The sequence below is a fragment of the Neoaquamicrobium microcysteis genome, assembly GCF_008180155.1.
Lineage (GTDB): Bacteria > Pseudomonadota > Alphaproteobacteria > Rhizobiales > Rhizobiaceae > Aerobium > Aerobium microcysteis.
This window is the reverse complement of record NZ_VSZS01000057.1, coordinates 149,415-162,843: the sequence shown is the minus strand read 5'-3', so window position 1 is coordinate 162,843 and position 13,429 is coordinate 149,415. Positions and strand designations below refer to the sequence as shown.

The 13,429-nt window shown below is 66.3% G+C and carries 8 protein-coding genes; 2 read left to right on the top strand and 6 right to left on the bottom strand.

Annotation, left to right across the window (positions count from 1 at the left end):
* Positions 1-181: 181 nt before the first annotated feature.
* On the bottom strand, positions 182-520 hold the full coding sequence (locus tag FY036_RS06330) for a YciI family protein (protein WP_148913866.1): 339 nt from the start codon (positions 518-520) through the stop codon (positions 182-184).
* An 83-nt stretch (positions 521-603) separates the two neighbouring features.
* Positions 604-1,170 (bottom strand): peroxidase-related enzyme, encoded by a 567-nt coding sequence (locus FY036_RS06325; RefSeq protein ID WP_148913865.1) that lies wholly within the window; start codon positions 1,168-1,170, stop codon positions 604-606.
* Between the two features lie 122 nt (positions 1,171-1,292).
* On the opposite strand from FY036_RS06325, the gene FY036_RS06320 reads away from it, so the two are divergent.
* Complete coding sequence (locus FY036_RS06320) at positions 1,293-6,059, top strand: NAD-glutamate dehydrogenase (RefSeq protein ID WP_148913864.1); 4,767 nt, start codon at positions 1,293-1,295, stop codon at positions 6,057-6,059.
* Positions 6,060-6,101: 42 nt separating this feature from the next.
* A complete protein-coding gene (locus tag FY036_RS06315) occupies positions 6,102-7,493 on the top strand; it encodes an MFS transporter (RefSeq protein ID WP_148913863.1) in 1,392 nt (463 codons plus the stop codon).
* A gap of 6 nt (positions 7,494-7,499) precedes the next feature.
* Here FY036_RS06315 and purH read toward each other — a convergent pair whose 3' ends face one another.
* From purH to htpX, 4 genes are all read right to left on the bottom strand, one after another.
* On the bottom strand, positions 7,500-9,116 hold the full coding sequence (gene purH, locus FY036_RS06310) for a bifunctional phosphoribosylaminoimidazolecarboxamide formyltransferase/IMP cyclohydrolase (RefSeq protein WP_148913862.1): 1,617 nt from the start codon (positions 9,114-9,116) through the stop codon (positions 7,500-7,502).
* A gap of 78 nt (positions 9,117-9,194) precedes the next feature.
* Positions 9,195-10,904 (bottom strand): heparinase II/III family protein, encoded by a 1,710-nt coding sequence (locus FY036_RS06305; protein ID WP_148913861.1) that lies wholly within the window; start codon positions 10,902-10,904, stop codon positions 9,195-9,197.
* An 88-nt stretch (positions 10,905-10,992) separates the two neighbouring features.
* On the bottom strand, positions 10,993-12,369 hold the full coding sequence (locus FY036_RS06300; RefSeq protein ID WP_407941130.1) for an RsmB/NOP family class I SAM-dependent RNA methyltransferase: 1,377 nt from the start codon (positions 12,367-12,369) through the stop codon (positions 10,993-10,995).
* Entirely contained in the window at positions 12,366-13,406 is a 1,041-nt protein-coding gene (htpX, locus tag FY036_RS06295; RefSeq protein WP_148913860.1) for a zinc metalloprotease HtpX, read from the bottom strand. Before htpX ends, FY036_RS06300 begins: the two co-directional genes overlap by 4 nt.
* Between the last annotated feature and the right edge of the window lie 23 nt (positions 13,407-13,429).

Here is a 13,429-nt window from a genome sequence, read left to right as displayed (position 1 = left end):
GGATCGGTAGCGGGGCAAGCAGCGTCGGCGGTGTGCGCCCGTCGGGCATCGTTTATTACCAAAGCAGCGCTGCCGATCTGACCCGGCAGGGCGTGCACCGCCTCCCTCCGCTTGTCTCGCGGGGTCAACAGCCAGACCGGCCAAGCCGGGGCGTGGCGCCGGCCCCGTGTGCCGTCTGCGCTCAGCCGGCGGTCATCGTCCTCATGTCGAGAATGGGTGCAATCTCGATATTCGCGTTGCCTGCCGCCAGGATCGGGCAGGATTTGGCCTTCCTCGCAGCGTCGTCGATATCCTTCGCCTCGATGATGGAATAGCCACCGGTCGGATTTACGCCGCCATTGTTCTCGACCTTGCCGCCGGGCATCACTGTCTTCGACATGCCGACCGGGTTTCCGGTGTCGAGAACGTCCGCTCCGAGGCTCGCGAACCACGCGTCCCAGGCCTTCATCATCTCGTGGCGCTCAGCCTCGGTCGCAGGGATCTTGCCGGAGCCGTGATAGACGTACAGAAACTTCGTCATGATCTTCTCCTCGCCTCCGCCCACGCAAAGCGGGAGAATTATTTTAGCGTCCTCTGAAACATGCAAATCAACATTGCGAGGCGCTACCGCGCCATCGCGTGATATTCGGGGTTGGGGCGCATATCGACGGCTGCGGCAACCCGGTTTGACATGTTGAAGAAGGCCGCCGTCGAGGCGATGTCCCAGATGTCGCGATCGGTGAAGCCGGCATCGCGAAGGCCCTGCCTGTCCTTCTCCTCGATCGTGTCTGGCCGTTCCGTCAGCTTGACGGCGAAGTCCAGCATCGCCTTCTGCTTCGCGCTCAGGTCGGCGGCGCGGTAGTTCATCGCCATCTGTTCGCCCAGCGCCGGGTCGCCAGACAGCTGGCGCACGGCAGCGCCATGTGCGGTCAGGCAATAGTAGCAGTGGTTCACCGCCGACACGGCCACCGCGATCATCTCGCGCTCGAGCTTGGTCAATCCCGAATCGCCCAGCATCAGATCGTTGTACATGTCGGTGAAGGCGCGCAGCTTCTTCTCGTCGAAGGCGTAGGCCAGAAGCACGTTCGGGACGAGGCCGAGCTTCTCTTCGCACTTGGCGAAATAGGCCTTCGTCGCATCGGAAAGCTCGTCCGATGGCGCCAGATCCAGTGCCGTCACCCGTTCGCCCATCGCTTCATCTCCCTTTCATCAGTTCCCTGCATATTGCGCCCGTTTCGGCGGTTTCGCCGGTCGCCAAAAGGCTTTTGTCTGCTACGATAGAGCAAAAGACGGAAATTGGAGAGGGAATCGCCATGGCTGCGGCCAAGAAGAAGCCAACCGCCGGCAAATCGAACGCGGCGGAGGTGGAAAAGCTTGCAGCCTTCCTCAAAGCGCGCGCGCCTGCCGAAGACATAGCCGACTACGAGGCGTCGTCGTTCAACAAGGCGGTCCAGTTCGCCCATGCGGCGCTGAAGAGCCACAAGCGCGGCGACAGCGTCATCGCCATCGACGAAGACCCGGCGCTGGTGCTGCACGGGCGGCCGGTCACGGCCATCACCGTCGTAAACGACAACATGCCGTTCCTGTTCGATTCGATCACCGGCGAGATCGCCGACAGCGCGGGCGAGGCGTCGCTGGTCCTGCACCCCGTCATTCTCGTCAAGCACGACAAGACGGGCGTGGCGGAACTCTTCGGCGACGGCTCCGCCGGCAAATCCGATCCACAGGCCGACCGCGTCAGCCTCATCCATGTCCATGTCGGCCGGCTCGGTCCGGAGGCTGCCAAGGCCCTGAAGGCACGGCTCAGCCACGTGGTGGCGCAGGTGCGCGCCGCGGTGGCCGACTGGAAGCCGATGCTGGCGCGGCTGGACGAGGCGATCCACGATTTCCGCTTCGCACCGATCCAGCTCGACAAGGGCGAGGTCACCGAAGCCATCGCATTCCTCGAATGGCTGCGCGACGACAACTTCACCTTCCTTGGCATGCGCGAGTTCAAATATACCGGCGGCGAGCAGAGCGGCACGCTGGAGCGCACGCGCAAGGCCGGGCTCGGCATCCTCTCCGATCCGGACGTGAAGGTGTTGCGACGTGGTACCGAGCCGGTGACGACGACGCCCGAAATCCGCGCTTTCCTGCACGGTCCCGACCCGCTGATCGTCACCAAGGCCAATGCCAAGTCGGTGGTGCACCGGCGCATCTATCTCGACTATGTCGGCGTCAAGACCTTCGACGCCAAGGGCCGGCTGACAGGCGAGCTGCGCATCGTCGGCCTGTTCACCTCCACCGCCTACACGCGCTCGGTGATGAAGATCCCGTATCTGCGTTCCAAGGCCAATGCGGTGATCGCCAAGTCGGGCTTCGACCCGAACGACCATTCCGGCAAGGCGCTCATCAACGTGCTGGAATCCTATCCGCGCGACGAGCTATTCCAGATCAGCGTGCCGATCCTGCGAAAGCACGCCGAAGCCATTCTGGCGCTGGGCGAGCGCCCGCGCGTGCGCGTGCTGTTTCGCGTAGACCAGTTCGACCGTTTCGTCTCGGTCATCGTCTTCGTGCCGCGCGACCGTTACGATTCCAACGTGCGCGAGCGCATCGGCGCCTTCCTGAAAACTGTGTTCGATGGTCGCCTGTCGGCCTACTATCCGGCGTTTCCGGAGGGCAGCCTCGCGCGCGTCCACTTCATCATCGGCCGTTCCGATGGCAAGACGCCGCGCGTCGAGACGGCCGCACTGGAGGCGGGCCTGCGCTCCATCGTTCGCACATGGGACGACGCGCTGCGCGAGGCCGCATCCGACGCGCAGGCAGCTCCCGCGCTGGTGGCTGTCGCCCAGCGCCTGCCACAGAGCTACCGCAACTCGTTCACGCCGGAGACCGCGCTGCGCGATGCCGGGCACATCGCCGGGATCAGCGCCGACAATCCGATCGCCATCGACTTCTATCATTTGCAGGACCACGACCCGTCCGGCGCGGCGCTGAAGATCTATCATCACGGTCAGCCCGTTGCGCTGTCGCGCCGTGTGCCGCTGCTTGAAAACATGGGCTTCCGCGTCATCAGCGAACGCACCTTCGAGATCGAGGGCGAGGAAGGCGCCGGTGCCGTGTTCGTCCACGACATGGAGCTGGTGAACGGCTTTGGCCAGCCGATCGACCTGTCAGACGGCGGCGCTCTGCTGGAAGAGGTTTTCCTGTCGGCATGGCGCGGCGAGACCGACAATGACGGCTACGCAGCACTCGTGCAGACGGCAGGTCTCGGCGCGCGCCAGATCCAGCTTCTTCGCGCTTACGGCCGCTATCTCCAGCAGGCGGGCATTCCGCAGAGCCAGGATTTCATCGCTGCCGTTCTCAACCGCTACCCCGACATCGCCCGCGCCCTGTTCCAGCTTTTCGCCGCGCGCTTCGATCCGGCCGCGCGCAAGGAAGGCGAGGTCACGGCCACGCATCTCAAGGCGGCCATCAAGGACGCGCTGGACGAGGTTCCCAATCTCGACGACGACACGATCCTGCGCCGCTACCAGAACCTGATCGATTCCTCGTTGCGCACCAACTACTACGCTGTCGAGACCGACAAACCCCGTTCGCTGGCGATCAAGCTCGATTCGCGCGCCGTCACCGGCCTGCCTGAACCGCGTCCGTGGCGAGAGATTTTCGTCTACGGGCCGGAGGTCGAAGGCGTTCACCTTCGCTTCGGCGCGGTGGCGCGCGGCGGTCTGCGCTGGTCGGATCGCGCGCAGGACTACCGCACCGAGGTGCTCGGCCTCGTCAAGGCCCAGCAGGTCAAGAACGCGGTGATCGTGCCGGTGGGTGCAAAGGGCGGCTTCTATCCGCGCCTGCTTCCGGCCGGCGGCAGCCGCAGCGAGATTTTCGAGGCCGGTCGCAAGGCCTACATCAACTTCATCTCCTCCATGCTGTCGATCACCGACAATCTGGACGGCGACAAGGTCGTCCCCCCCGCAGGCGTCATCCGGCGTGACGTGGACGACCCCTATTTCGTGGTCGCGGCCGACAAGGGAACGGCGACCTTCTCCGACACCGCAAATGCCATCAGCCAGGATCACGGCTTCTGGCTCGACGACGCCTTCGCGTCGGGCGGCTCGGCCGGCTACGACCACAAGAAGATGGGCATCACCGCGCGCGGCGCGTGGGAGGCGGTCAAGCGCCACTTCCGCGAGATGAACCGCGACATCCAGACCGAGCCCTTCACCGTCGTCGGCGTGGGCGACATGTCGGGCGACGTGTTCGGCAACGGCATGCTGCTGTCGCCCTGCATCAGGCTGGTGGCGGCGTTCGACCACCGCGACATCTTCATAGACCCGACGCCGGACGAGGCGTCGTCCCTTGCCGAGCGCCAGCGGCTGTTCGACAACCCCCAGCTCAACTGGCAGGACTACGACAAGTCCCTGCTGTCGGAAGGCGGCATGGTCATTCCGCGCTCGTCCAAGTCCGTGACGCTGACGCCGCAGGCAGCCGAGGCGATCGGGCTGGAAAAGACCACGGCGTCACCCGCCGAGATCATGAACGCTATCCTGAAGGCGCATGTAGACCTGCTCTGGTTCGGCGGCATAGGGACCTATGTGCGCGGCGCAGGCGAGGCCAACGCGGAAGTGGGCGACCGCGCCAACGACGCGATCCGCATCACCGGTTCGCAGATCGGCGCCAAGGTGGTGGGCGAGGGCGCCAATCTCGGCATGACCCAGCGCGCCCGCATCGAATACGGCCTTGCCGGAGGGCGCTGCAATTCCGACGCGATCGACAACTCGGCCGGCGTCAACTCGTCCGACGTCGAGGTCAACATCAAGATCGCGCTGGCGTCCGCCATGCGGAAAGGCTCGCTTTCCCGTCCGGCCCGCAACAAGCTGCTGGCCGAGATGACCGAGGAGGTCGCGGCGCTGGTGCTGGCCAACAACTACCAGCAGACGCTGTCACTTTCGCTCACGCGCCGGCGCGGGCTGGCCGATCTTCCTCATCAGGAGCGCTTCATGCAGGCGCTGGAAGGGCGCGGCCTGCTCGACCGCGCGGTCGAGGTGCTGCCGGGAAGCGCGGCGATTGCCGAACGCGAGGCGCGTGGCGAACCGCTGACGCGGGCCGAGATCGGCGTGCTTCTGGCCTACGCCAAGATCGTTCTGTTCGACGATATCGTCGCGAGCGGCCTGCCCGACGACCCGCATTTCGATACCGATCTCAAAGCCTATTTCCCCGGCCGTATGGCGAAGAAATACGCTGCCGAGATAGAAGCGCACCGGCTGCGCCGCGAAATCGTCGCGACCGTGCTCGGAAACGATGCGATCAATCGCGGCGGCCCGTCCTTCATCACGCGCATGCAGGATTTGACCGGCTGCGCGGCAGCCGAAGTTGTGGCTGCCTACACCGTGGTGCGCGATGGCTTCGAGCTTCCCGCGCTCTATGCCGAGATCGACGCGCTCGACAACAAGGTCGATGGCGATGTGCAGCTCGACCTCTACCAGTCTGTCGGCAGGCTGGTTCATTCGGCGACCGCGTGGTTCCTCAAGAATGACGACAACACAGCGCCGCTGGGTGCGCGCATCTCCAGCCTGAGGGCTGCCCGCAAGGCGCTCGAGGGCCGCATCGGAACGATGCTGCCGGCCTTCACCGCCGAGCGGCTGGAAGAGCGCACGCACGAGCTGTTCAAGACGGGCGCGCCGGAAGTGCTGGCACAGCGCGTTTCCTTCCTCTCGGTTGCCGAACTGATCCCGGACATCGCAGGCGTGGCCGAGGAGGCGAAGGCGGCGCTGGTCGATGCCGCGCGCGCTTTCTTCGCCATTACCGACGCCTTCCGCATCGGCCGCATCTCGGATGCCGCACGCTCGATCCAGCCGACGGACTATTATGACGGGCTGGCGCTCTCGCGGGCAACGGAGACCATCAGCGAGGCGCGGCGTGGCATGGCGATCGCTGCGCTTTCTGCCTACGGCAAGCAGGCCGATCCGGTGGCGGCGTGGCTTGAGGCCGGCGGCGACAAGGTCGCGCGCGCCAGGGACCGGCTACAGGCGCTGACGGAGGGTGGGGAACTCACCGTTTCGCGCTTGACGGTGGCATCCGGCCTGATGTCCGATCTGAGCTGAGGCCGACGGGCGGCGCATCGACAAGGTTGAGCGGAGGGGGTCATGGTCGAGGAAAAGCGCGCGTCGCGCCGCGGTATCTGGGGGTGGATGCTGTTCGACTGGGCGCAGCAGCCCTTTCACACGCTCATCATCACCTTCGTGTTCGCGCCCTATTTCGCGGCGGCCGTCGCGCCGGACGCCGCGCGCGGGCAGGAATTGTGGGGCTACGCCACCGGCATCGGCGGGTTGCTGATCGCGCTCTCCTCGCCGGTGCTGGGCGCCATCGCCGACGCCAGCGGTCCTCGCAAGCCGTGGATTGCCATCTTCTCCATCATCGGCGTGGTCGGCTGCTGGATGTTGTGGTTTGCCGTACCCGGCATGGACAACATCACCTTCGTTCTCATCGCCATCGCGGTCGCCGTGTTCGGCATGGAGTTTGCGGCCGTCTTCAACAACGCGATGATGCCAACGCTCGTCCCGCGTTCCGAACTCGGGCGGCTTTCGGGTTCGGCCTGGGGACTGGGCTATATCGGCGGTCTCATCACGCTCATCCTCGTGCTGGGCTTCCTGTCCGCCTCGCCGGAAACCGGCCGCACGCTTCTTGGCTTCGAGCCGCTCTTCGGCCTCGATCCCGCAATGCGCGAGGGCGACCGGGCGTCCGGCCCGCTCACCGCCATCTGGTACGTGGTCTTCGCGCTGCCGATGTTCCTGTTCACGCCGGATATAGCGCGCAAGCCATCGGTCACCGGCGCTGTCAGGAAGGGCCTTTCGGAACTCGGCCGCACGCTTCGCAGGCTGCCCGGCGAACGTAGCTATTTCGGCTTCCTGATGTCGAGCATGTTCTATCGCGATGCGCTGAACGCGCTCTACGCTTTCGGCGGCATCTATGCTGCGGGCGTGCTGGGCTGGTCGATCATTCAGATCGGCATCTTCGGCATTCTGGCAAACATCACCGGCGCCCTCGGCGGCTGGCTCGGCGGCCGGGCCGACCAGCGCTACGGGCCGAAGGTCGTGGTCAGCTGGTCGATCGTCATCCTGGCGTTCTGCTGCCTGCTGGTGATCTCGACCACGCAGACGGAGGTGCTGTTCGTTTCGGTCGCGGCCGCGGCAGGGCAATCGGGCCTGCCGGACATCGTCTTCTATACGGCCGGTGCGCTCATCGGCGCGGCCGGCGGCGCGATCCAGGCTGCGTCCCGCACGCTGCTGGTCGACCAGGTGGACCGCGAGAAGGTGACGGAAGCCTTCGGCCTCTACGCGCTTTCGGGCAAGGCCACCACCTTCATCGGCCCGCTCTCCATAGCTTTCGCCACGGCGTTCTTCGCATCCGAGGCGTTCGGTCTCTCACCGCAAGACGCCCAGCGCCTAGGCGTCACGCCGATCATCGTTCTGTTCGCCATCGGGCTGGCGCTGCTGCCGCTGGTCAAAAGCCGGCACAAGGAGACGGTGGCGGCGTGATCGCCGTCAATGCCTGAAGTGCCGCACCCCGGTGAAGACCATGGCGATGCCGTGCTCGTCGGCAGCCTTGACGACCCCGTCGTCGCGCATCGAGCCACCCGGCTGGATAACCGCCGTGGCGCCTGCTTCCACCGCGGCCAGAAGCCCGTCGGCAAAGGGAAAGAATGCGTCTGACGCGACCACCGAGCCCTTGGCGAGGGATTCTGTCAGGCCCCCTGCCTCGGTCGCGTCGAGCGCCTTGCGCGCGGCGATGCGCGACGAGTCCACGCGGCTCATCTGGCCTGCCCCGATGCCGACGGTGGCCAGCTTCTTCGCATAAACAATGGCGTTGGACTTCACATGCTTGGCCACGCGGAAGGCAAAACGCAGGTCGGCCATCTCGGCGTCGGTCGGCGCGCGCTTCGTCACCACTTTGAGGTCGAGATCGTCGACCACCGCGTTGTCGCGCGATTGCACGAGCAGGCCGCCGGCCACAGACTTCGCCATCATGCCGCCGGCGCGCGGGTCCGGCAGGCCGCCCGTCACCAGCAGGCGCAGATTCTTCTTGGCGGCGACGATTTCGGCCGCCTCCGGCGAGGCGTCCGGCGCGATGATGACCTCGGTGAACGTCTTGACGATCTCTTCCGCAGCCTCGGCATCGAGCAGGCGGTTGAGCGCTACGATGCCGCCGAACGCAGATACGGGGTCGCAAGCCAGCGCCTTCAGATAGGCGTCCTTCAGCGTCGCTCCCTCGGCCACGCCGCAGGGGTTGGCATGCTTGATGATCGCGACGGCCGCGGTCCGCCCGGCATCGAACTCGCCCACCAGCTCGAAGGCCGCGTCGGTGTCGTTGACGTTGTTGTAGGATAGCTGCTTGCCCTGCAGCTGGCGCGCGGTGGCGACGCCCGGCCGCCTGTCGCCGTTGACGTAGAAGCCCGCCTTCTGGTGCGGGTTTTCGCCATAGCGCATGACGTTCTCCAGCCTGCCGCCGAAGGCGCGCCATGTCGGGGCCTCGATGTCCAGCGCCTCGGCGAACCAGCCGGAGATCGCGGCGTCGTAGGCGGCCGTGCGCGCATAGGCCTTGGCGGCAAGCTCCTGGCGAAAGCGGTATGGCGTCGCGCCGTCGTTCTGCGACAGCGTCTCGGTCAGGCAGGCGTAATCGGCGGGGTCGGTCACGATCGCCACATAGGCGTGGTTCTTGGCGGATGCCCGCACCATGGCCGGTCCGCCGATGTCGATGTTCTCGACGATCGAGGCGTAGTCGCCGCCGCCGGCCCTTACCTCCTCGAACGGGTAGAGGTTGATGACCGCGATGTCGATCGCGCCGATCCCGTGCGTTTCCATCGCTTCCCTGTGCTCGGCGTCGTCTCGGATGGCGAGCAGCCCGCCATGCACGGTGGGATGCAGCGTCTTGACGCGGCCGTCCATGATTTCGGGGAAGCCGGTGATGTCCGAAACGTCCTTCACCGCGATGCCCGCCTGCGCGATGGCCTTGGCTGTGCCGCCCGTCGAGACCAGTTCCACGCCGGCTGCGTCGAGCGCGCGCGCCAGCTCGATCAGCCCCGACTTGTCGGAGACGGACAGCAGCGCGCGGCGCGCTTTGACCAGATCGGGGGCGGGAATGTTCTTCGAGGCGACGGCCATGCGCGGACAGGCTCCATAGGGCGGCGGGAAGGATGCCGCGCCCTAGCACAGCGGGGCTCGAAAGCAAATGACGAGGTGTCAGATCCGCAGGAAGCGCCAGTGTATTTCCGGGTGCTCGGAGGCGAGGAACGACAGGACGATCTGGTGGCTGCGCCGCGGGCCGCCGAGCCCCGCGAAGAAGAGCGATTCCTCGACGTCGCCGGCAATCTCCTCGCAGGAGAACTCCCACCTTTCGGCGCCCGTGGCGGCTGCAAGAACCAGTTCGTTGCGGCGGTTCTCGAACAACCCGACATCAGGGTGAAGATGAAAACGCACGGTGACGCGGTCGTTGCCGTCCGCCTTCGCCACCTCGCCGGCCTTGCGGAAAATGCGGTCGATGCCTTCCAGCATGTCGCCACCGGCGCTCAGCGCGATCTCGCGTTCGTGGTAGAGGCCGAAGCGCGGCAGATAACCATCGTGACGGGCGACGAAGGACTGGATGCCGGCCGAATCCATGCGCTTGCACGGCACGGCGCGCGGGCCGGCCAGTAGCGGTGCGCCGATCAAATTGCCGAAACCGCGCGACAAGGCGAAGCGGGCCGAGGACGTGTCGTTAAGCGTCGCGGTCGAATGCGCGGCGGTGGCGCGCGACAGCGGGCGGAAATCCTCCGCGCCGTAGGTGTCGACGCCGCAATTCACCACGAAATGGGTTCGTCCGGACGATAGCTCGAAGGAGAGGCACCCCGCCTGCGCCACATGCGACACTTCCGGCGGCGGCGGCGGGCCCGTATCGGCGATCAGCGTGACATTGCCCATCGACAGCCGCTCGTAGCCCGAATAGGGCGCGTGCAGCAGCGGCGCTCCCACCGTGTCGTCATGATGCAGGATCGCGGCGATCCGGTCGTGGCTGGTCGCGCCCATGCCGTTGAAGCGCGCCAGCGTGCCGTCCTGATGGCGAAAGAAGCGCAGCGCCGGCAGCATGCGCTCCACCGCGCCGATCAGCGCCTCCGGCGGCGCTTCGGCCTGGTTCGAATAGGTCTGGCGCAAAGGCAGCAGGTCGGCCAGCAGCTCCAGCACGGCCTCGGGGTTGCGTGAGATGTGGCCCCCGTCCGGCAGGATCTGATGCTCCAGCTCGGCCGAAAGGAGCCGCGAGGCCGCCCGCAGCGCGGATGGCGGGGCGGGCAGCGACAGGGCGGCGAAGGCGAGCGCGATCCGTGCCCGAAGCTTTTCCTCGCCGTCGGGCATCTCGGGCGCGGTCGCGCGCAGATAGCGGATCTGGATCGCCAGCGATTTCAGGAAGGCGCGATAGAACGGAAACTCCGCGCCCTGGAGCACGACGCCCGAATGCTGGAGCCATGCGATCACGCGGCGCGCGGTGATCGCGGGGTCCCACGCGACCGTCCCGATCCTGCGGCCGTGCAGGCTGATCCAGTCGCTGACCAGCGCACGTGCATTGGCTGCTGCAAGCTCGGTCTCGGCCGCGCGCATATGGCGCAGCCAGCGGAAGCCGTGCAGGGACGAAATCCACGCCGGGTTGCTCGCCTCCATGGTGAAGGGCGAGCCGCCCTCGGTCTCCACCATGGTGCCGGCGAAGGGAAAGCGCCCGTGGTAGATTTCCTGCGCGATCTGGGGGTCGGCGAGCCTCAGGTCCGGCGGGGCGATCAGCACGCGCTCGGGCGTGCGCCCGGTGAAACGCCAGCGATAAACAGGCCCCACGCGCAGCCGGCCACGCAGCCTTCGCCACATGGTGGAAGCGACAAGCGCCCATATTTGCGGGGAGTTACCCCTCGCAACCGCCAAGTTTCCCATCCTCCGAATCGCCGTCCCGCGTTTAGCACGTCAAGAATAGTCTAGATGATTCAAGAATTTGTGCGAAGGCTGAAATTGAAGTCGACGCCTATGTCAGTTTACGGAAACGTGCGGCAAAGAAGCCGTCCAGTCCGGAAAGCGCAGGCGTCGCCTGCTTCATGCCGGCGGGCGTGGTGCGCAGTTCACCCCGTTCGTTGAGGAACGGGTCGGCAAAGGCGAATTCGCCCGGCAGGATCGGATCGGCCTGCATGTCGGGATGGCTGGCCAGAAAGTCACGGCAGACATCCTCGCCCTCCAGCGGGTCGAGCGAGCAGTTTGAAAACACCAGCCGGCCGCCGGGCTTCACCAGCGTGGCCGCGTGGGCCAGCATGCGCGCTTGAAGGCCCGCGAGCTTCTCTACGTCCTGCGGCCCCTTGGTCCAGGGCACGTCGGGGTGCCGGCGCACGGTGCCGGTGGACGAGCACGGCGCGTCCAGAAGCACCGCGTCGAAGAGCTCCGCCGGCTCGTAGGCGAAGAGGTCGTCGGTGACGATCGCGGCACTCAGCCCCAGCCGCTCCAGATTGGTCGCCAGCCGCTTCGCGCGGTTGGGCGACAATTCGAGCGCTGTGACTTTGGCGCCTGCATGAGCGAGCTGTGCCGTCTTGCCGCCCGGAGCGGCGCACAAATCCGTCACGGCAAGGCCGGCGATATCGCCGAACAGCCGGGCGGGCATGGATGCGGCGGCATCCTGCACCCACCACTCGCCAGCGTCGAAACCGGTAAGCGCGGTCAGCGGGCCGTCGAGCTTTTCGAGCCGCACGCTCCCTGTCGGAAGCAGGGTTCCGCCCAACTTTTGCGCCCAGCCCTCTGCATCGGTCTTCACCGTCAGATCGACCGGTGCTTCAAGTCTGTGCGCGGCCAGAATGTCGGCCGCGTGCGCCTCGCCATAGGCCGCGCGCAGGCGCGTCACGAACCATTCCGGCGCGTCATCCGTCTGGCCGAGTGCCGCGGGCAGCGCGCGCTCCTTGCGCCTCGCGATCTCGCGAAGCACGCCATTGACGAGCGCTGCGAAGCGGGTGGTACGCGGGTCGGCCTTGGCCTGCGTGACGGCGAGATCGACGGCCGCCGAATCCGGCACGTCGAGAAACAGCATTTGCGCGGCCGCAACGTGCAGCACGTGCGACAGCGTATGCGCGTTTGCGGGCAGCTTGCGCTCCAACCGCGCGTCGATCAGCGCCTGTATCGTGCCGCGAAACCGCAGCGCGGTGGTGAGGATGGCCCGCACCAGCGCGCGGTCGCGCATGTCGAGCGCGCGAAACTGCGGATGGCCGTGGTCGTGATCGGTCAGCCCGTCGAGCGATGTCTTCGCGTCGATCACCGCTGCGAGAAGTTTCGTCGCGGCCATGCGGGCGGCGAGGCCGGGAATGTCGTCTTGCTGGGGCCGGGGTCTTGATGCGTCGCGCGGCGGGCGGCGTGCCGCCGTCACGACCTGCGGCTCCGCGGCCCGGTGGGATTGCGCCCCCACGGGTTCTGCTGGGGCTCTTCAGGTGCGGGCGCGGGTGGCGCCGAACGACCGCCTCCCCATGGTCCGGCCTGGCCGTCCGCTTCCGGCCTCGCCTCGCGCGCAGGGGGCTCGCTGCGGGGCTGCGTCGGTGCGCTCACGCTGCCTCCCCCGCCGCCGAACTCGGACGCCATCTTCTGCAAGGCGGCGATGCGGTTGTCGGTGTTCGGGTGGGTGGAAAACAAATTGTCCATGCGCTCGCCCGACAGCGGGTTGATGATGAAGAGATGCGCGGTCGCAGGATTGCGCTCGGCGTCCTGATTGTGGATCACCTTGGCGCTGCGCGCGATCTTGTCTAGCGCGGAGGCGAGCCAGATCGGGTTGCCGCAAATCTCCGCGCCGCGCCGGTCGGCGGCGTATTCGCGGGTACGGCTGATGGCCATCTGCACCATCATGGCGGCCAGCGGCGCGACGATGATGGCGACCAGAACACCGACGATGCCCAGCGGATTGTTGTTGTTGCGGTTACCGCCCATGAAGAAGGCGAAATTGCCGAGCATCGAGATCGCACCGGCCAGCGTGGCGGTGATCGTCATGGTCAGCGTGTCGCGGTTCTGTACATGCGCCAGCTCGTGCGCCATCACGCCGGCAACCTCTTCCTTGCTCAGCCGCTGGAGCAGGCCGGTCGTTGCCGCGACCGCGGCGTTCTGCGGGTTGCGCCCGGTGGCAAACGCGTTCGGCTGGGCGTTCTCGATAAGGTAGACCTTGGGCATCGGCAGGTTGGCGCGCTCGGCCAGCGCCTTGACGATGCCGTAATATTCGGGCGCGTTGCGCTCATCCACCTCGACGGCGTGATGCATGCGCAGCACCATCTTGTCGGCGTTCCAGTAGCTGAACAGGTTCATGCCTGCCGCGATGACGAAGGCGATCATCATTCCGCTTTCGCCGCCGATGAGGAAGCCCACGCCCATGAAGAGCGCAGTCATCAGGGCCAGAAGCATCGCTGTGCGGATCACGTTCATCCAGAACTCCGGTGTGCCAAGGT

Excerpts from the sequence above, each read along its gene's own strand:
- FY036_RS06330 (WP_148913866.1), bottom strand. The coding sequence starts at position 520 with ATGACGAAGTTTCTGTACGTCTATCACGGCTCCGGCAAGATCCCTGCG.
- FY036_RS06325 (WP_148913865.1), bottom strand. The coding sequence starts at position 1,170 with ATGGGCGAACGGGTGACGGCACTGGATCTGGCGCCATCGGACGAGCTT.
- FY036_RS06320 (WP_148913864.1), top strand. The coding sequence starts at position 1,293 with ATGGCTGCGGCCAAGAAGAAGCCAACCGCCGGCAAATCGAACGCGGCG.
- FY036_RS06315 (WP_148913863.1), top strand. The coding sequence starts at position 6,102 with ATGGTCGAGGAAAAGCGCGCGTCGCGCCGCGGTATCTGGGGGTGGATG.
- purH (WP_148913862.1), bottom strand. The coding sequence starts at position 9,116 with ATGGCCGTCGCCTCGAAGAACATTCCCGCCCCCGATCTGGTCAAAGCG.
- FY036_RS06305 (WP_148913861.1), bottom strand. The coding sequence starts at position 10,904 with ATGGGAAACTTGGCGGTTGCGAGGGGTAACTCCCCGCAAATATGGGCG.
- htpX (WP_148913860.1), bottom strand. The coding sequence starts at position 13,406 with ATGAACGTGATCCGCACAGCGATGCTTCTGGCCCTGATGACTGCGCTC.